This window comes from Phycicoccus sp. Soil802 (genome assembly GCF_001429605.1).
In the GTDB taxonomy this organism is placed as follows: Bacteria; Actinomycetota; Actinomycetes; order Actinomycetales; family Dermatophilaceae; genus Pedococcus.
On record NZ_LMSS01000007.1, the window covers coordinates 106,247 to 124,080 of the forward strand.

At 70.1% G+C, this 17,834-nt stretch carries 18 protein-coding genes; 14 read left to right on the forward strand and 4 right to left on the reverse strand.

All coding sequences use genetic code 11. The features are described from left to right. Positions 1-176: 176 nt before the first annotated feature. From ASG91_RS17425 to ASG91_RS17465, 9 genes are all read left to right on the forward strand, one after another. Complete coding sequence (locus ASG91_RS17425; protein ID WP_056923926.1) at positions 177-1,853, forward strand: ABC transporter substrate-binding protein; 1,677 nt, start codon at positions 177-179, stop codon at positions 1,851-1,853. Positions 1,854-2,018: 165 nt separating this feature from the next. Then, positions 2,019-3,029 carry an ABC transporter permease gene (locus tag ASG91_RS17430; RefSeq protein WP_056923927.1) on the forward strand — a complete coding sequence of 337 codons (1,011 nt, stop codon included), beginning with the start codon at positions 2,019-2,021 and terminating at the stop codon, positions 3,027-3,029. Continuing rightward, a complete protein-coding gene (locus ASG91_RS17435) occupies positions 3,026-4,045 on the forward strand; it encodes an ABC transporter permease (RefSeq protein ID WP_056923928.1) in 1,020 nt (339 codons plus the stop codon). The genes ASG91_RS17430 and ASG91_RS17435 overlap by 4 nt, the downstream gene beginning before the upstream one ends. Before the next feature lie 7 nt (positions 4,046-4,052). Further along, a complete protein-coding gene (locus ASG91_RS17440; protein WP_056923929.1) occupies positions 4,053-5,072 on the forward strand; it encodes an ABC transporter ATP-binding protein in 1,020 nt (339 codons plus the stop codon). Then, a complete protein-coding gene (locus ASG91_RS17445; protein WP_056923930.1) occupies positions 5,069-6,190 on the forward strand; it encodes an ABC transporter ATP-binding protein in 1,122 nt (373 codons plus the stop codon). The genes ASG91_RS17440 and ASG91_RS17445 overlap by 4 nt, the downstream gene beginning before the upstream one ends. 141 nt (positions 6,191-6,331) lie before the next feature. Beyond that, a complete protein-coding gene (locus ASG91_RS17450) occupies positions 6,332-6,640 on the forward strand; it encodes a 4a-hydroxytetrahydrobiopterin dehydratase (protein WP_056923931.1) in 309 nt (102 codons plus the stop codon). Continuing rightward, on the forward strand, positions 6,633-7,358 hold the full coding sequence (locus tag ASG91_RS17455) for a VIT family protein (RefSeq protein ID WP_056923932.1): 726 nt from the start codon (positions 6,633-6,635) through the stop codon (positions 7,356-7,358). Before ASG91_RS17450 ends, ASG91_RS17455 begins: the two co-directional genes overlap by 8 nt. A gap of 146 nt (positions 7,359-7,504) precedes the next feature. Then, entirely contained in the window at positions 7,505-8,854 is a 1,350-nt protein-coding gene (locus tag ASG91_RS17460; RefSeq protein ID WP_056923933.1) for a hemolysin family protein, read from the forward strand. A gap of 75 nt (positions 8,855-8,929) precedes the next feature. Beyond that, on the forward strand, positions 8,930-9,784 hold the full coding sequence (locus tag ASG91_RS17465) for a trypsin-like serine protease (protein WP_082594288.1): 855 nt from the start codon (positions 8,930-8,932) through the stop codon (positions 9,782-9,784). Positions 9,785-10,017: 233 nt separating this feature from the next. Here the strand turns inward: ASG91_RS17465 and ASG91_RS17470 are convergent, their stop codons facing one another. The 3 genes from ASG91_RS17470 to ASG91_RS17485 form a co-directional block, all read right to left on the reverse strand. Next, a complete protein-coding gene (locus ASG91_RS17470; RefSeq protein ID WP_056923934.1) occupies positions 10,018-10,677 on the reverse strand; it encodes a TOPRIM nucleotidyl transferase/hydrolase domain-containing protein in 660 nt (219 codons plus the stop codon). 107 nt (positions 10,678-10,784) lie between these two features. Continuing rightward, complete coding sequence (locus tag ASG91_RS20375; protein WP_082594289.1) at positions 10,785-11,642, reverse strand: HNH endonuclease family protein; 858 nt, start codon at positions 11,640-11,642, stop codon at positions 10,785-10,787. 224 nt (positions 11,643-11,866) lie between these two features. Next, complete coding sequence (locus ASG91_RS17485; RefSeq protein WP_157606416.1) at positions 11,867-12,403, reverse strand: hypothetical protein; 537 nt, start codon at positions 12,401-12,403, stop codon at positions 11,867-11,869. Positions 12,404-12,674: 271 nt separating this feature from the next. Here ASG91_RS17485 and ASG91_RS17490 point away from each other — a divergent pair, with 271 nt between their 5' ends. From ASG91_RS17490 to ASG91_RS17505, 4 genes are all read left to right on the forward strand, one after another. Further along, on the forward strand, positions 12,675-13,226 hold the full coding sequence (locus ASG91_RS17490; protein ID WP_056923937.1) for an RNA polymerase sigma factor: 552 nt from the start codon (positions 12,675-12,677) through the stop codon (positions 13,224-13,226). Positions 13,227-13,252: 26 nt separating this feature from the next. Continuing rightward, positions 13,253-14,038 carry a hypothetical protein gene (locus ASG91_RS17495; protein WP_056923938.1) on the forward strand — a complete coding sequence of 262 codons (786 nt, stop codon included), beginning with the start codon at positions 13,253-13,255 and terminating at the stop codon, positions 14,036-14,038. Continuing rightward, positions 14,035-15,240, forward strand: coding sequence for a pilus assembly protein TadG-related protein (locus ASG91_RS17500; RefSeq protein WP_082594291.1), 1,206 nt, complete (start codon positions 14,035-14,037; stop codon positions 15,238-15,240). The genes ASG91_RS17495 and ASG91_RS17500 overlap by 4 nt, the downstream gene beginning before the upstream one ends. A 100-nt stretch (positions 15,241-15,340) precedes the next feature. After that, complete coding sequence (locus ASG91_RS17505; RefSeq protein ID WP_056923940.1) at positions 15,341-15,901, forward strand: MBL fold metallo-hydrolase; 561 nt, start codon at positions 15,341-15,343, stop codon at positions 15,899-15,901. A gap of 600 nt (positions 15,902-16,501) precedes the next feature. Here the strand turns inward: ASG91_RS17505 and ASG91_RS17510 are convergent. Continuing rightward, positions 16,502-17,128, reverse strand: coding sequence for a hypothetical protein (locus ASG91_RS17510; protein ID WP_157582181.1), 627 nt, complete (start codon positions 17,126-17,128; stop codon positions 16,502-16,504). Between the two features lie 231 nt (positions 17,129-17,359). Between ASG91_RS17510 and ASG91_RS17515 the strand changes: the two genes are divergently transcribed. Beyond that, positions 17,360-17,770, forward strand: a complete 411-nt coding sequence (locus ASG91_RS17515) for a VOC family protein (RefSeq protein WP_056923942.1) — start codon at positions 17,360-17,362, stop codon at positions 17,768-17,770. Positions 17,771-17,834: the final 64 nt, after the last annotated feature.

Genomic DNA, 17,834 nt, shown 5'->3' on the forward strand with positions numbered 1-17,834 from the left:
GTCTCACTTTTGTTAATTTCCGCGGCGCACGGGTTCAGCGACCGCAGTTCTCGCTAGGGTCTGCCGACAACCGCAGAAGGATTGCGCACGCACTCTTCCTGCGGAGGAGCACCACCCAGCACCACCCTTGGCGCCCGACCGGGTCGACCAAAGATCGCACATCAAGCGAGGTATACATGAAGCTCACGCGGAAGGCGGCCCCGGTCGCCTTGGCGACGACGCTGGCCCTCACGCTGGCAGCCTGTGCCCAGTCCGACCGAACCTCCGACGGCAATGCGTCGAGCGGCGGTGGGGACGTGAAGGACACCATCACCTTCGGCGCCGCCGGCGCCCCGGAGCTCTTCGACCCCTTCTACGCCACTGACGGTGAGACCTTCCGGGTCACCCGCCAGATGATGGAAGGCCTGGTCGGCATCAAGCCCGGCACGGCCGACATCGAGCCGGAGCTGGCCACCAAGTGGGAGGCTTCGGCCGACGGCAAGGAGTGGACCTTCTCCCTGCGCGAAGGCGTGAAGTTCTGGGACGGCGAGGCGTTCAACGCCGCAGCGGTCTGCTACAACATGGAGCGCATGTCCGACCAGAACGAGGTCGCGGCAGGCGGACCGGCCGGCTACTGGGCCGACGTCATGGGCGGCTTCAAGAAGGACGGCGCCGACGCGCTCTACCAGGGCTGCACGGCCAAGGACGACATGACGGCGGTCATCAAGATCAGCCGCGCGACGTCCAAGTTCCCGACGGCGCTGTCGCTCGACTCGTTCTCCATGCAGTCGCCCAAGGCACTCAAGGCTGGGGACGCCAACAACGTCACCAAGCAGGGTGACGGCTTCGGCTACCCGGCGTACTCGAAGAACCCGGTCGGCACCGGCCCCTACAAGCTCGACAAGTACGACGAGGCCAACAAGACGGTCACGCTCGTGCGCAACGACGCCTACTGGGGCGAGAAGGCCAAGACGGCCAAGCTCGTGTTCAAGATCATCCCTGACGAGAGCACCCGTCGCCAGGAGCTCGAGGCCGGCAGCATCGACGGCTACGACCTCCCGAACCCGGCCGACTGGAAGGGTCTGAAGGACTCGGGCAACAACGTGCTCGTGCGCCCCGCCTTCAACATCCTCTACATGGGCCTCAACCCGGCCAAGAACCCGAAGCTGAAGGACCTCAAGGTCCGGCAGGCTCTCTACTACGCCCTCAACCGGGAACAGCTGGTCAAGACCCAGCTGCCCGAGGGCGCCCAGGTGGCGACGCAGTTCATGCCCGACACCGTGGCCGGTTACAACAAGGACCTGAAGCCCTACGCCTACGACAAGGCCAAGGCCCAGTCCCTGCTCAAGGAGGCCGGCGCCGAGGGCATGACCCTGACGTTCGCCTACCCGTCCGAGGTGTCGCGCCCGTACATGCCGGACCCGCAGAAGATCTACGAGGCGCTCCGTGGCGACCTCGAGGCGGTCGGCATCAAGGTCAACGTCGTCACCAAGCCGTGGAACGGTGGGTACCTCGACACGGTCGACAACGGTGGCTACGACGCGTGGCTGCTCGGCTGGACCGGTGACTACAACTCCCCCGACAACTTCATCGGGACGTTCTTCGGTGGCCTCAAGACGAACGACTTCCACACCAGTGCGACGTCGTACGGCGCGAAGCTCTCGGCGGACCTCGCTGCTGCGGACGCCATCGTGGACGAGGGCCAGCGCGCCGCCGCCTACGAGAAGCTGAACCAGGAGATCATGGAGCAGGACCTGCCGGGTCTGGCGATCAGCCACTCCCCGCCGGCCCTGGTCGTCAGCGCCAAGCTGAAGGGCCTGGTGGCCAGCCCGCTGACCGCTGAGACGTTCTCCTCGGTGACGGTCAGCAAGTGACCTGAGGCTCGCCTCAGAACAGCAATTCCAACGACTGTGGCCGTCCCAGCAGATTCGCTGGGGCGGCCACAGTCGTGTACAACCGACGATCGGTTGTGTCGGATCGTCGAACGTGATCGACTCCGGTCGTCCGAAACTGTCGCCAGTGAAGGAGATTGAGCCACCGTGCTGAGATTCATCCTGCGAAGGCTGCTGCAGATGATGGGCGTCGTCATCGTCCTGTCGCTGCTGGTCTTCCTGTGGTTGCGCAGCCTGCCGGGGGGCACGGTCTCCGCGATCCTCGGCGAGAAGGCCACCCCCGCGCGGCGGGCGGCCCTCGAGAAGGCGCTCGGCCTCGACGAACCGCTCTACGTGCAGTACTGGGAGTTCGTGAAGCGGGCGGTCAAGGGCCAGTTCGGGTCGAGCACGGGTGTGCTCCCCGGCGTGGACGCGTTCCAGATCTTCCTTCAGCGGTTCCCCGCGACCGTCGAGCTGAGCATCTTCGCGCTGGTCCTCGCGGTCGCGCTCGGCATCCCCCTGGGCTACATGGCCGCCCGACGCCGGGCGAGCTGGTTCGACAACCTCTCCGTCGTCGGCTCGCTCATCGGCGTCGCCGTGCCGGTCTTCTTCCTCGCCTTCCTGCTCAAGTACGTCTTCGCGGTCAACCTGCACTGGCTGCCGGTGTCGGGACGCCAGGACCCCGGCCTCGACGCCACCCGCGTCACCGGCTTCTTCGTCCTCGACGGCCTGCTGACGCGGGAGTTCGACGCGGCGTGGGACGCCATCAAGCACCTCATCCTCCCCGGCCTCGCCCTCGCGACCATCCCGTTCGCGGTGATCTTCCGCATCACCCGCGCCGCGGTGCTCGAGGTGATGGACGAGGACTACGTCCGCACCGCCGAGTCCAAGGGCCTGACCGCCCGGGTCATCCGCGGCCGCCACATCCTGCGCAACGCCCTCCTGCCCGTGGTGACCACCATCGGCCTGCAGACCGGTGGCCTGCTCGTCGGCGCGGTCCTCACCGAGCGGGTCTTCTCCTTCGGCGGCCTCGGCGAGGCCACGGCGCTGTCGTTCGAGCGGAAGGACTACGCGGTGCTCCAGGTCCTCCTGCTGATGTTCGCGGTGACCTTCGTCATCATCAACCTCCTGGTCGACATCGCGTATGCCGTGATCGACCCCCGGATCCGGACGAGGTGACCCCCGTGCCCAACCCCCTCAACCCCCGCGCCCGCAAGCAGCGGATCGACGACCTCGCCGCGAGCTCCGCCACTGGCTCCCGCTCCGGCGGGGTGGCCGTCGACGACCACGTCGTCGACAGCGCCGGCCACGTCGAGGAGGGTGCCGGTGTCTCCCTCATCGCCAGCGCCTGGCGCCGGCTCCGCCGCAACCCGGTCTTCCTCCTCGGCCTGGCGATCAGCGCGCTGTTCATCCTGCTGGCGATCTTCGCCCCCCTGATCGCTCCGCACGACCCCGCGGCACGTTTGCTCATCGACCAGGTCCGACCCCAGAGCAACCCGATTCCCGGACCACAGGCGGGCTTCCCGCTGGGCGCCGACAACTCCGGTCGCGACATCCTGTCCCGGCTCATCGTGGGCTCGCAGCAGACGCTGCTCGTCGGCGTGATGGCCACCTCGTTCGGCTTCCTCGGGGGCCTCACCCTGGGCACCATCGCCGGCGCGTTCGGCGGCTGGGTCGACTCGGTCGTCATGCGACTCGTCGACGTCATGCTGTCGATCCCGTCGCTGCTGCTCGCGGTCTCCATCGCCGCGCTGGCCTCCCAGCCGAGCCAGTGGACCGTCATCATCGCCATCGCGACGGTGCAGGTGCCGATCTTCGCGCGACTCCTGCGAGGGTCGATGCTCGCGCAGCGGGCCAGCGACCACGTCCTCGCCGCCCGGGCCCTCGGGGTCAAGCGGTCGGCGATCGTCTTCCGGCACATGCTGCCCAACGCCCTCGGGCCGGTCATCGTCCAGGCCACCCTCGTCCTGGCCGGAGCCATCATCGACGCGGCGGCGCTGTCCTTCCTCGGTGTCGGCAACCCCGACGACCGCAAGCCGGAGTGGGGACAGATGCTCGGCAAGGCCCAGCCCTACATCTACGACCACCTCACCCTCGCGGCCTACCCGGCGCTGTGCATCATCGTCGTGGCGCTCGGCTTCACCCTGATGGGTGAGTCGCTGCGCGAGGCCCTCGACCCCAAGAGCAGGAGGTAGGGCGACCATGACCGAGACACTCGAGAACGTCCAGACCCGTGGCAACCGGGAGGAACCCCTCCTGTCAGTGCGCGACCTGCGCGTCACCTTCACCCGGCAGGGCGAGGAGCCCTTCGTCGCCGTCGACGGAGTGAGCTTCGACGTCCGACCGGGGCAGACGGTGGGCCTGGTCGGCGAGTCCGGCTGCGGCAAGTCGGTCACGTCCCTGGCCATCATGGGCCTGCTCCCTCAGCGCGGGGTCAGGGTCGAGGGCGAGGTCCTCTACGGCGGGACGAACCTGCTCACCCAGACCCGCGAGCAGATGCGTGACCGGCGCGGTCGTGACCTGGGCATGATCTTCCAGGACCCGCTGTCGTCGCTGAACCCCGTCGTGCCGATCGGGCTGCAGGTCACCGAGGTCCTCGAGCGCCACAAGGGGCTGTCCCGCAAGGCGGCCACGCCACTGGCCCGCGAGATGCTCGAGAAGGTCGGCATCCCCGACCCGACCCGACGCCTCAAGGACTACCCCCACCAGCTGTCCGGCGGCATGCGGCAGCGGGCCCTGATCGCGATGGCGCTGGCCTGCGAGCCCCGCCTGCTCATCGCCGACGAGCCCACGACCGCCCTCGACGTGACGATCCAGGCCCAGATCCTGGCGCTGCTGAAGGAGCTCGTGGAGGACAGCGGCACGGCCCTCGTGATGATCACCCACGACCTCGGCGTGGTCGCCGGCCTGGTCGACCGGGTCAACGTCCTCTACGGCGGGCGCATCGTCGAGCGAGGCGACCGGCACCCGCTGTTCGCGGCGCCCCGGCACCCGTACACCCACGGCCTGCTCGCCTCGATCCCCCGGCTGGACGGGTCGCGCGGCGAGAAGCTGACACCGATCCCGGGCTCGGTGTCCGACAACCTGCCGTGGGCCAACGCCTGTGCCTTCGCCCCGCGCTGCTCACAGCCGATCGACGTGTGCGTCCAGCGCACTCCCGAGCTCGTCGAGGACGGTGCGCGAGCGTTGCGTTGCCACAACCCCGTGGAGGTGACCCGATGACCATCAGCGACGAGATCCTGGTCGACGTCAAGGGAGTGAAGGTCCACTTCCCGATCCGCAAGGGCGTCATCTTCGACAAGACCGTGGGGCACGTCTACGCGGTCGACGGGGTCGACCTGCAGATCCGCAAGGGTGAGACCTACGGCCTGGTCGGCGAGTCCGGGTGTGGCAAGTCCACGCTCGGCCGGGCGATCCTCAACCTCGAGCCGCCCACCGCCGGGTCGGTGGACTTCGAGGGGGTCGACATCGCCTCGCTCAAGGGTGAGGAGCTGCGCCACAAGCGGCAGGACATCCAGATGGTGTTCCAGGACCCGATGGGCAGCCTGGACCCGCGCCAGACGGTCGAGTCCCTGCTGCTCGAGGGCATGAAGGCGCACGGCCTCGCGAAGGACGCCAAGCAGGCCGGCAAGCGGCTGCGCGAGCTGCTCAAGGCGGTGGGGCTGCCCGCGGCGGCGCTCAAGAAGTACCCGCACGAGTTCTCCGGCGGCCAGCGGCAGCGCATCGGGATCGCCCGGGCCCTGTCGGTGAACCCGAAGCTGATCGTCGCCGACGAGCCCGTCTCGGCGCTCGACGTGTCGGTGCAGGCCCAGGTGATCAACCTGCTCGAGGAGCTCCAGGACGAGTTCGGCCTCACCTACCTCGTGGTCGCCCACGACCTCGCCGTCGTGCGCCACATCAGCGACCGGATCGGCGTGATGTACCTCGGGGCCCTCGTCGAGGAGTCCGACGCAGAGGATCTCTACACCAAGCCGCTGCACCCCTACTCGCGAGCCCTGATGTCCGCGGTGCCAGTGCCGGACCCGATCATCGAGGACCGCCGCGAACGCATCCTGCTCACCGGCGACCTGCCCTCACCGGCCAACCCGCCCAAGGGCTGTCGCTTCCACACCCGCTGCCCGTGGCGGCAGGAGACCAGGTGCGACACCGAGCGCCCCGAGCTGCGCGTCATCAGCATCGACGGCGTGCCGGCGAGCCACCGCGTCGCCTGCCACTTCGCCGAGCAGATCTCGGCCGGCGAGCTGAAGCCCCACGAGGTCAAGGCCCAGATCACGACCCAGGAGGAGCACGGTGACGACACCGACTTCATGGGTCCCGCCTCGGTCCAAGAGGCCCTCTGACCGCCCCGACCACCACGGCAGGTATGCCGCGTGCGCACCGAGCGCACGCGGCATACCCGTGCCTGGGGCGCGGTGACGTCGTGAGGTGAGGTGAGGCTGGGCTTCGATGACAGGCGCGGACTTCCTTGCCAGAGTTGGGCCATGAGCCGACTGCTGACCGACGAGGAGATCGGGCGCCAGCTGGGCGACCTGCCCGGCTGGACCCGCGAGGGTGACGAGATCAGGGCGAGCTACGAGGCGCCGGACTTCCCGACGGCGATCCGCCTGGTCGACGAGGTGGCCGTCGAGGCGGAGGACATGGACCACCACCCCGACATCGACATCCGTTGGCGCACAGTCACGTTCGTGCTCTCCACCCACTCGGAGGGTGGACTGACCCAGCTCGATGTCGAGCTGGCCCACCGGGTCGCCCAGTCGGCCGCTCGTCTGGGGGCGACCGCCAGTGGCTGAGGCAGCGACGCAGGTCGAACCCCACGACGGCGAACAGCACGAGCAGGGCATCGGGGCCAAGCTGAACTGGCTGCGCGCCGGCGTGCTCGGCGCCAACGACGGCATCGTCTCCACGGCCGGCATCGTCATCGGCGTGGCGGCGGCGACCGTCGAGCGGTCGACCATCGCGACCGCGGGCATCGCGGGTCTCGCCGCCGGGGCGATGAGCATGGCCGCCGGCGAGTACGTGTCGGTGAGCACCCAGCGCGACACCGAGAGGGCGTTGCTGGCCAAGGAGAAGCGTGAGCTCCGCGAGATGCCCGACGAGGAGCTGGAGGAGCTGGCCCAGATCTACCAGGACAAGGGGCTGACCCCAGACCTCGCGGCCGAGGTCGCCCGCCAGCTGACCGAGCACGATGCACTGGGCGCGCACGCCGAGGCCGAGCTGGGCATCGACCCCGAGGAGCTCACCAACCCGTGGCACGCCGCCTGGGCCTCGATGTCGGCCTTCACGCTCGGTGCCCTCCTGCCGCTGCTCGCCATCCTGCTGTCCCCGGCCGGCGACCGGATCTGGGTCACCGCGGTGGCCGTGGTCGTCGCGCTCGCGTTCACCGGGTGGGGCAGCGCCCGCCTGGGGCAGGCGCCCGTACGGCCCGCGGTGCTGCGCAACATCGCGGGCGGCCTGGTCGCGATGCTGGTGACCTATGCGATCGGCGCCCTGGTCGGCACCCAGGTCTGACGCGTCCCGGACCCGTCGCGCGCCGCCGCGGCCGGGCCCGCCCCCCAGTCGGGGTCGCCCACGGCCGTGCTCGGGGAACTCGGTCCCGCGCCGGGACGTTCACCGGTCTCTCCCCCCATCTGCAAGGACCGGTGATCCACCCAGCCATGTCTGGCTATTGGCTCGACATCGCCCTCGTCGGAGCACTCGTGCTCCTCAACGCCGTCTTCGCGGGGAGTGAGATGGCCTTGGTCTCCCTGCGTGAGGGGCAGCTGCGCCAGCTGGAACGCAGCGGCGGTGCCCGTGGGGAGCGCCTCGTGCGCCTCGCCCGCGACCCCAACCGGTTCCTCGCGACGATCCAGATCGGCATCACGCTGGCCGGCTTCCTGGCCTCGGCCACGGCGGCGCTGTCGCTGGCCGAACCGCTCGTGCCCCACGTGACCTTCCTCGGCACGCTGGCCGAGCCCGTGGTCGTGGCCGGCGTGACGCTGGCGCTGGCGTTCGTCACCCTGGTGCTCGGCGAGCTCGCCCCGAAGCGGCTCGCGATGCAGCTGGCCCTCCCGTGGGCGCTCGTGGTGGCCCGGCCGCTCGACGTGCTCTCGACGCTGTCACGACCGGCGGTCGCCGTGCTGAGCGCTTCCACCGACCTCGTCGTCCGGCTGTTCGGCGGGCGGTCCGAGACGACCGCGGAAGAGATCTCGGCCGAGGAGCTGCGCGACCTGGTCACCAGCAACCCCGGGCTCGACGCCGAGCAGCGCGTCATCATCAGCGGGGCGCTCGACCTGCACGAGCGGCTGGTGCGCCACGTCCTGGTGCCCCGCGGCTCGGTGCTCTCGCTCGCCAGCGACCTGACCGTCGCGCAGGCCCGCGAGGCGATGGCTGCCGCGGGCCACTCCCGTGTCCCGGTGACGCTCGGCCACCACCTCGACCGGGTCCTCGGCATCGTCCACTGGGGCTCGGTCGTCGACGGCGACGACGACCTCGTCGGCTCCCGCGTGCAGCCCGCCCTGACGCTCCCCGACACGGTGCGCCTGTCGGACGCCCTGCGCCGGTTCCGTGAAGAGCGCCAACAGATGGCGATCGTCGTCGACGAGCACGGCTCCGTCGACGGCATCGTCACCCTGGAGGACCTGCTCGAGGAGGTGGTCGGCGAGATCTGGGACGAGAACGACCCTGACCTCGCCGCGGCCGACCGTGGCCCCGACGGGGTGCTGACCCTGCCGGGCACCTTCCCGGTCCACGACCTGCCCGACCTCGGTGTCGAGCTCGGCCTGCCTGCCTCCGCGGACTACTCGACCGTCGCCGGGCTCGTGCTCAAGGTGCTCGGGCGGGTGCCCGAGCGTCCCGGTGACGTCGTCGCCGTGGCCGACTGGACGGTGGAGGTCACCGGTGTCGCGCGGCGCGCGGTCACCGAGGTGCGGCTGCGCCCCGCCGAGACGACCCCGGGCAGCGACGGAACGGACTGGTCCGGAGCCCCGGCGAGCACGAGGCATACCGGCAGAAGATCCCCCCGATGACACTGGACAGGTGACACGCCAAGGGTTTGAATGCGCTGGTCGCCCACGGGGGTGACCAGACTGTAGGGAGTCCGCATGAAACTTCGTCGCGCGCTGGCCGTCTTCGGCATCAGCACCGCCATGGTCGGGGGCACCACCCTCGCCGCATCGGCCATCACCGGGGGCGACCTCGACGGCAACGGCCACCCGAACGTGGGCATGATCGCGTTCTACGACGGCACCGGCCGGTTCCGCTGCAGCGCCACCCTGGTGTCGCCGACCGTCCTGGTCACCGCAGCGCACTGCACCGACGGCACGGTCGGCAAGACCGCCGTGACCTTCAAGTCCGTGGTGGCGGAGGCCCCGCCGTCGCCACTGCCGGCGGCCGCCAACCCTGCCGCGGGCTACACGTCGGCAGAGCTGACCGCGGCCGGCTTCCTCAGCGGCACCGCGCACACCCACCCGGGCTACTCGGACTTCACCGACCTGCGGAACTGGAACGACGTGGGCGTCATCGTCCTCGACGCCCCGGTCACCACCATCGCCCCGGCGACCATCGCCCCGACGAACTACCTCGACAAGTACACGCCCAACGTCCTGAACAAGACGCTGTTCACGGCGGTCGGCTACGGCACCGAGGTGCGCCAGGCCGAGAGTGGTCCCCAGAAGCCCACGCCGATGTCCTACCCGATCGTGCGCCGGGTCACCGACGAGGTGGGGCAGAAGCTCACGCCGCAGATCCTCCAGGTCAACGGCAACGAGAACGACCCGCGCGGTGGCGGTGGCACCTGCTTCGGCGACTCCGGTGGCCCGTCGTTCAACGGTGGCTACCAGGTGACCGTGACGAGCTACGGCTACACGTCCAACTGCCGTTACCTCGGTGGTCTGCAGCGGATCGACATCCCGGTCGTCCAGAGCTGGCTCGCAGGGTTCGGCGTGGGCCACGCCTGACCCGGTCCGACTCGACGTGGCGGCGCCCCTCGTGGGCGTCGCCACGTTCGTCGACCGCGACGCTGGAACGGCGCGGGGCGGGCGGCGAGCGGAGCAGGACGGGTGGCGAGGGCGGCGGTGTTCATGGCTCCACCGTGCTGGGTCGCCGTCAAGCAGGGGTATGCGGTGCCTGTGGCCTCCCTGTGCGCGTCAGCCTCGCGGGTGGGCGCCCTCGCGGGTGGGCGCCCTCGGGGTCAGCCGCGCCCCTCGGCGGTGCGATCCGGTCCTGGAGCCGCGCCACGGAGCTCCTCGAAGGTCGGCCCGGACCGGGAGATCGCGTCGAGCAGCCCGGTCAGCGGCCGCGGCAGGGCGTCCAGGTCGAGCGCCCCGGCCAGCGCGCCGGCCATCAGCTCCTTGCGCCCCGACGCCGCCCCCGCGAACCGGTGGACCCGGTCGTGGAAGGAGCCCGAAACCCACGCCGGCTGCTGGGTCAGCATCGCGAACCGCTGGGTGAGTCCGAGCTCCTCCAGCACCGTCCGGGTGCCCGCCTCGCCCAGATGGCGCACCAGCTCGTCCTCAAGGTCCCGGTCGCAGACCTGGAAGCCCCACCAGGGCAGGTCGCCCGGCCCGTCCACGGCACAGCCGACCCGACGCAGGGCGCGGACGAAGAACGGCGCCTCCGGGGCGTCGCACATCCCCAGCACCCGCGGGCTGTCGGTCGCCTCCGTCGCGGCGAACAGGTGCCGACGGATGTTGGTGGCGCCGTGCATGTCGACCAGCTCGACCCCGCGCGCCTCCAGGGAGACCCCGGCGCGCTGCGCGACCACCCGCACGGCAGCGACGTCAGAGGCTCCCTCCAGCAGCACCCACACGGGCGCCGCTGGTCCGACCTGCGCGGGCACGGACACGGTCATACCGGTCAATCTGCCAGATCGACCCGCCCGGGCGCCGGGGCATTTCCGGCCGCAGTGGTCCCGCGACCGTGGCGTGGTCGGGCCGCCTCAGCGGGGTCGTCGCGGGGTCAGCGGGGCAGGGACTGCCCGGGGCAGGCGGTGAGCACCCGGACCATGGCGTCGCGCTCGGCGGCGGTGACGGCCAGCGCGTAGCGGTGCTTGACCGCGATCTGCCGTGCGACGTAGGCGCACCGGACCGCCTTGCGCGGCGGCAGCCAGGTGGCGGCGTCGCCGTCTCCCTTGCGCTGGTTGGTGGGCCCGTCGACGGCCAGGAGGTTGAGCGGGTCGTTGGCGAACGCCGTGCGGGTCTTCGTGGTCCACCGCTGGGCACCCTTCTGCCACGCGTCCGACAGGGCGACGACGTGGTCGACCTGGACGGCGTTGGACGTGCCCGGGCCACGGACGAACGCGATGCGCGTGCCCGTGTACGGGTCGGTCAAGGTGCCGGTGAGCACCAGGCAGCCGTGGGCGCCTGCCTTGAGGGTGGTGCCGGTGAGGTCGCGCCGCAGGATGTCGTTGCGGGTGTCGCAGCCGTTGCGGTCGACGTCGGCCCAGGCCTGCCCGAACAGGTCACGGTCGTAGCCGGTCCGCGGCGCCCGACCCTTCACCGTCAAGGTCGCCAAGGTCGTGACGGCCGTGCCCGGCCGCACCGTTGCCGTCTGGGCGGGCGCGGGCTGGTCCTGCGACGAGGTATGCCGCGTGCTCGGCGCTGCGACGGCGCTCGAGGTCGTGGCCGGGAGACCCGCCGTGACGACCGCGGCCGTGATGGAGGGCGACGCCGGGTTGGTGGTCCCGCTGCTCGACCCGGCGCGAGAGGTTGCGGACGCCGCCGAGTCGGCGCTGGCAGGCGCGCAGGCCGCGAGCGCGAGGACTGCGAGGATCGACCCAGCCAGAGCTGGCCGGTGGCGGTCGGATCGACGGATCATGAGGAGGGACAAGCACTTCCGGGCGTAGCAGGAAATGAGGAACGTTCACTCGGTGGCGGCCACGCTAGGCCGGCGCCGACCACGCCTGCGCCGAAACCGGACAACCCTGCCCGAACGGACGAGCAGCCACTCGTCCGAGCTGCCCGAGCCGGCAGCAGGCGGCTCCGGCGCGGAGCCCAATCGCGGGCCCCGCGCCGGAGCGGTCAACCATCTGGCGAGCCAGCTCAGAGGGTCGTGGTCGCCACGGTGAGGGTGAGCAGTCGGCTCTGACCGCCCCACAGCGCATAGAGGCCACCGGTGCCGGTGCCCGTCTGCGTCACGGAGGTGATGGCGCCCAGCCCGCTGTTACCCGGGCAACCGTCTCCGACAGCCGGGATGTTCGTGCCGGTCGAGGTGACCGTGCCGAAGCCGGTGAGGTACCAGCCCGTCATCGGCCCCTGCTTGCCGCTGCTGTTGGTGCGGGAGTCGCTGCCCACGGTCGCGTTGACCGAGGAGCGCTTGGTGTTCGTGATGACGTGGTGCCCGCCGGGGTTGTCGAACTCGCAGACGACCTCGTAGGTGGCGGTGCTGTCATAGGCGAACGTCACGCCTGCGACGTTGTCCTGCATGGCCTTGTTGTTCCAGCCGTAGGCGCTCTGGACCTCCCCCTTGCCGACCCAGCCCACACCGCCTGCATCCATCGTGTACGCAGACGCCGACCCGGCTGCTGCCAGCAGCAGCCCGGCCCCCAGCGCGGCCACAGCCACAGTCTTCCTGAACATGAGCAAGTCCCCTCGATCACGGGCGACCCCTGCGGTCTCCCTGGGGCGAAGGATGGCCCAGCCGGACCAAGGTAGGTATGGATTTGGTCAAGTAGCGGTCAAGGCAAGGCCAAGTTGCACCCGTTCAGGTGAGGACATCCGCGACCTACCGGACAATTGCCCACCCGAGGCACCGGGATGGGCGCCTGCCTCCAGCATCCGACCTCGTCCGAACGGGCGACGGGTTCGGCGAACCGCCACCGGACCCGAGCCGGCTCCAGATACTGGCCCTGTGGCGCGCGAGGACTTCGCGGAGCTCCTCTCCAAGGCACAGGCCGGCGACGAGGAGGCTTTCTCGCGCCTGTGGCTGGACCTCAACCCCCGTCTCGTGCGCTACCTCTCGTTGGAGCCTGGCGGTCATGCCGAGGACCTGGCAGCCGAGACGTGGATCTCGGTGATCAAGGGCCTTCGTCGGTTTCGTGGCAACGAGGTCGAGTGGCGCGCCTGGGTGTTCACCACGGCCAGGCGGCGAGCCCTGGATGCCGCCCGGCGCCGCTCCCGGCGACCACGGGAGGTGCTCGGCGACCCCAGCGAGCAGGCGTGGGCGGTTCCCGACCCGAGCCTCGGCGTGCTGGAGGACCTGAGCCCGGGATCGGTGGTCGCCCTGTTGTCGACCCTGCCTGCGGTGCAGGCCGAGGTGTTGGCCCTTCGAGTCATCGCTGGACTGCCGGTGGAGACCGTGGCCGCGATGGTGGGCAAGAGCCCGGGAGCCGTCCGGGTGTCGGCCCATCGCGGACTGCGGACCCTCGCAGCGACCCTGCGGAGCCAAGGTGTAACGCAGTAACCGCTGGCGGCGCTTCATCCAGTGCCATGACTGATTTCACCGACCCCACCGGCAGCGGCGCCGAGCCCGTGATCTCGGACGCCGATCTGGACTCGATGCTCAAGGGCCACCGTCCCCTCGAGGGCGCCCCCGAGGTCCAGCGGGTTGCCGACGCCATGAACGCACTGACCTCGCCGCCCGAGCGCAGCGAGCTGGCCGGCTATGCGAAGGCCATGACCGCCTATGGCAGCACCTTCGCCCAGCCCCGATCCCGAAGGGTCGCCATGATCCCCTCAGCAACTGGTCTCAGGGCCCTCGCATCCGCGGCGGGCGCCGCGGTCGCACTGGGCGGTGTGGCGACGATCGTCTTCGCCTCGGGTGCGATGGGCCCGGCTCATCCGACTCCGGTCGCGCCGGTGGCCACCAGCGCGACGACCGATGCCGCGAAGCCGACGCCGAAGCCTGACAAGACCGGCACACCCGTGGGCCCCGACGCGTCCGGTCCGGCCGCGTTCGGACTCTGCAACGCCTGGACCCACCACCAGGCCCAGGACAAGGACAAGCCCGGCAGCTCGGTGGCCTTCCGCAACCTGGCCAAGGCCGCAGGAGGCGAGGCAAAGATCGCCGCCTACTGCGCGAAGATCCCCCACCCCGGCTCTTCTGGTGCCACCAAGACGCCGAAGGGCACCTCGACCTCCAGGACACCGAAGGGGACCTCGACGTCCAAGAGCAAGGCACCAGCGACGCCGCCGGGCCAGTCCAAGACCACCCTGCCCACGCCGACGCTGACCACACCCGGGCCCGTGACCACCCTCCCCACGAACGCCCCATGAGCCGGTTTGACGCCTGGAGGACGGGCACCCTACGGCGCCGCCTGGGGAGTGAGCGGTCGGACCGCGGCGCGGTCGCGGTGACCGTCGCAGTGATGATGGTGGTCCTGGTGGGCATCGGAGCCTTCACCCTCGACTTCGGCGTGTCCTACGCCAGCACCCGACGGCTCCAGGCCGCCTCGGATGCCGCGGCGCTGGCGGCCGCGAACGTCTTCGCGGACAAGACCGGCAGCTGCGCGACGATCCTCGCCACCCCGGCGTGGACCGCCGCCGCAGCCAGCGCTGCCTCCGCCATCCGCGAGGACAACCGACCGGGCAGCACCGAGGCCAGCTACAGCGCCACCTGCACCACCAAGGGGTCCATCCAGGTCCGGTACGTGTCGGGGGGCTCCACGCCCACCCTGCTCGGCGGGATCTTCGGTCACAACGGCCCGTACTCCACCACCCGACCCGCCACCGCCATCGTCTCCGCGCCCTCCGAGGCGATCGGCGTCCGGCCCTACGCGGTCTGCGGGAGCCAGCTGCCCACGGTGCTGCCCTCCACGGTCTTCCAGATGACGCTCCCCTCGACCGGGAACACCATGTGCCCCGGCGCCAGCAGCAGCGGCAACTGGTGGTCCATCGACTGCCCCGAGGCCGGCAGCAACAGCACCACCTACCTGGGCACGGCGACCCAGAACGGCTGCACCGACCCGATCACGATCGTCCCCAACCAGACCCCGCGCACCGGCTCCGCCCTGCGCACCTACCTGGAGGGCAGCTGCCCGGCGAAGTCCAGCTCCTGCCTGGCAGCCAACAGCGGCAACCTGGGTGGCACACCGATCCTGCAGGCCTGGGACTCCTTGGTGAGCACGCACAAGCAGATCCTGCTGCCGGTGTTCTGCGGGGTGCCACCCTGCGACCAGTCGGCGGTGGTCAACGCCGGCGGCAACAACGCCATCTACCCGGTCCAGGCGCTGATCGGTGTGGTCGTCTGTGGCTACCACTTCGGAGGCCAGGACAGCTCGGGGCTGAGCATGACCGGCGAGTGTGCCGGACCCACCAACAACCCCTCGTCGTTGACCCCAGCGACGGGAGACAACCAGACCAACTACCTCTTGCTCAAGGCCGTGAAGCTACGGCTGTCCGGCTCGAGCCACGAGAGCGACTGCGCCCTCGGCACGTCCTGCGACCTCCAGGTGCGGCAGGTCTACCTCATCGAGTAGCACTGCGAGTGGGCGACCAAGGCTCGGCGTTGGTTCACCAGCGGCTCGAGTCGCTGCCTCCGTTCGCACACGCCGCACGGACGCCGTGTCACCATGACGCATGACTGCAGAGCTGGACGTCCTCTCGGTGGGGTACGCCGACGAACGCGTGGCCAGCACCGTGGTCCTCATCCGGGACGGGTCGCACGCGGTGGTGGTGGATCCCGGGATGGTGTCCCACCGCGGCAAGATCCTCGACCCGCTCGAGGCGCTCGGGCTGCAGGCCTCAGACGTCCGCGACGTGGTCTTCAGCCACCACCACCCCGACCACACGCTGAACGCAGCATTGTTCGAGCGAGCGCGGTTCCACGACTTCTGGGCCGTCTACGAGGGCGACACGTGGACCGACCGTCCGGCGGACGGGTTCGAGGTCTCCCCCTCGGTGCGGCTGATGGCGACGCCCGGACACACGGCCCAGGACATCACGACCCTGGTTGACACCGCAGAGGGCCTGGTCGCCTGCACCCACCTGTGGTGGTCCGAGGACGGTCCAGACGAAGACCCCCTCGCGGAGGACCAGGCCACCCTGGAACGGTCTCGGGCTGCGCTGCTGGCGCTGGAGCCGGTGCTCATCGTGCCCGGCCACGGCACACCGTTCCGGCCCGACCAAGTCAGACGTTGAAGCGGAACTGCGACCCCGGGCTTTGGGCCTGTGTTGCGGCGGTATTTGCGCTGGTCAGCGCTCCGACTGGCTTCGGTTGTGTGACGGTGGCTGCCGCAGGGCGTGAATCTCGTGTGCCCCAAATGTGCCCCAGAAGGGCTGGGCAGGGAGAGCCACCGACCCGATCGCGGAGCAGTGGAGGGCGGCGCTCGAGTCGGTCAAGGCCGCCCTGACATGAACGCCGATGTGGCGGTACACGGAGTGTGCACCGTGACCTGGCTGGGAGCTCGGCCTTGACGGGCTCGTGAGTGCCGGCCGGAGGCTGCGGAGTCGGGTCGGCGGCTCGGTGGTGAGGAGTGCCTCGGACAAGATCCGGGGCACTTCGTCTGTTCGCGGGGTGCGTTGGGGTGCGCGAGGACGGCGCGCCAGCGCCGCCCGCAGCGCGGGGCCCCATCGCGGGGCCCCGCGTCGCGGCGAAGCCGCGCTTGAGCCATGTGAAGAAAGTCCTCACCGATTCGCACACGTCACGGATGCGTGCTCGCTGTGCTTCGTCGTCTGATGCGTGCCACCTGGACGCGGCTCGCGGCGTGCCCGGTTGTCAGTCCGGGGGCCACGCGCGGTTCACGGCTCTACGACGCAGTTGCACAGAAGGCTCCCGTCTCTCGCTGAGCCTGCATGGACAGCCGGACGCGTGTCGCCATATCGGGCCAAGGCTGTCGAGTAGCGATCGTGGAACACAATCCGAGTCACGTCCTCGAAGCGCCACTGGCCGGGCTCGCGGGACCAATGGCCCTCGGGCCCGATGAGGTGGATGTCGAACTCCTCCGCGCCGAGCCGACAGAGGTGGCCGATGAGCAACGCGTCCTCGTCGGTCGCCTCGGTGTGCACGACGATCAGCTGTGCGCTGTCGGCGGCGGCGTGTAGGACCGCTGGTGTCGTCGCACTGGGCGGCAATCGAAAGCCCACGGCCGGTCGGCCCAGGCCCGCAATCGCCCGCTCGGTGTAGGCAGCCTTGTCATCGTCATCGTGATCGAGCTCGGTGACGTCCTGAAGGCGCACGATGTCATAGCCGTCGATGTAGGCGGTATCCATCAACCGGTGTAGCGCGACCCAGTCGCCGGAGATACCGACCACGAATCCGCGGACTTCTTCAGCCCACCAATCGTGCTCGCGAACGATGCGAACCGGCCGCTGTGATTCCAGTGCTTCAGCCAGGGCGTCTGCAACCGCTGCTTGGGATTGGGGCATGGGCGAAGCATGTCAGGCTGGTGGGTGCAGCGCGCGGGAACAACCCAGCCGGCGGATCTGCCGTGAACCACCTGCCGACGAGGGCGAGCGCACGCTGCGCGGCATGATCGGGCGGTTCGTGCAGTCCTCGCGTGCCGGGTCGTCGAACCGGACGGCTGGTGCCGTTGAGACCGGCGGCTTCAGACCCCCCACCTACACCCTCGATTGGGATGAGCCCTCTATCGTCGGTCCATGACCACTCGACTGAACCCCTACCTGAGCTTCGCGGGTGATGCCTCGGCCGCTCTGGCGTTCTACCAGGACGTGTTCGGCGGCGATCTCACGATCAACCACTTCGGCGACTTCGGCACCGACGACCACGGCATTGGCGACCAGGTCATGCACGGCCAGCTGGAAACGGCGTCTGGCCTCACGCTGATGGCCGCCGACATGCTGCCGGGCGAGACGTTGCGGCCCGGGAACAACCTCGCGGTCAGCCTCGGCGGGGACGACACCGAGGGACTGCGCGGCTACTGGCAGGCGCTGTCGGACGGAGGGACCGTGACGGTCGAGCTGGCCACCCAGCCGTGGGGCGACGAGTTCGGGATGTGCGTCGACCGGTTCGGGACCTCGTGGCTGGTCAACATCGCCGGGGGCGGCTGACGTATCCAATCCGCGCTGCGCCCGATCGGTCAGGCTGTCCGTCGGGACCGCAGGTCGGCGATGC

Bases quoted from the DNA above. Each gene is read 5' to 3' on its own strand.
- ASG91_RS17470 (WP_056923934.1), bottom strand. From the start codon at position 10,677: ATGACCGTGTCCGTGCCCGCGCAGGTCGGACCAGCGGCGCCCGTGTGG.
- ASG91_RS17460 (WP_056923933.1), top strand. From the start codon at position 7,505: ATGTCTGGCTATTGGCTCGACATCGCCCTCGTCGGAGCACTCGTGCTC.
- ASG91_RS17465 (WP_082594288.1), top strand. From the start codon at position 8,930: ATGAAACTTCGTCGCGCGCTGGCCGTCTTCGGCATCAGCACCGCCATG.
- ASG91_RS20375 (WP_082594289.1), bottom strand. From the start codon at position 11,642: ATGATCCGTCGATCCGACCGCCACCGGCCAGCTCTGGCTGGGTCGATC.
- ASG91_RS17425 (WP_056923926.1), top strand. From the start codon at position 177: ATGAAGCTCACGCGGAAGGCGGCCCCGGTCGCCTTGGCGACGACGCTG.
- ASG91_RS17445 (WP_056923930.1), top strand. From the start codon at position 5,069: ATGACCATCAGCGACGAGATCCTGGTCGACGTCAAGGGAGTGAAGGTC.
- ASG91_RS17500 (WP_082594291.1), top strand. From the start codon at position 14,035: ATGAGCCGGTTTGACGCCTGGAGGACGGGCACCCTACGGCGCCGCCTG.
- ASG91_RS17515 (WP_056923942.1), top strand. From the start codon at position 17,360: ATGACCACTCGACTGAACCCCTACCTGAGCTTCGCGGGTGATGCCTCG.
- ASG91_RS17450 (WP_056923931.1), top strand. From the start codon at position 6,332: ATGAGCCGACTGCTGACCGACGAGGAGATCGGGCGCCAGCTGGGCGAC.
- ASG91_RS17510 (WP_157582181.1), bottom strand. From the start codon at position 17,128: ATGCCCCAATCCCAAGCAGCGGTTGCAGACGCCCTGGCTGAAGCACTG.
- ASG91_RS17485 (WP_157606416.1), bottom strand. From the start codon at position 12,403: ATGTTCAGGAAGACTGTGGCTGTGGCCGCGCTGGGGGCCGGGCTGCTG.
- ASG91_RS17505 (WP_056923940.1), top strand. From the start codon at position 15,341: ATGACTGCAGAGCTGGACGTCCTCTCGGTGGGGTACGCCGACGAACGC.
- ASG91_RS17495 (WP_056923938.1), top strand. From the start codon at position 13,253: ATGACTGATTTCACCGACCCCACCGGCAGCGGCGCCGAGCCCGTGATC.
- ASG91_RS17440 (WP_056923929.1), top strand. From the start codon at position 4,053: ATGACCGAGACACTCGAGAACGTCCAGACCCGTGGCAACCGGGAGGAA.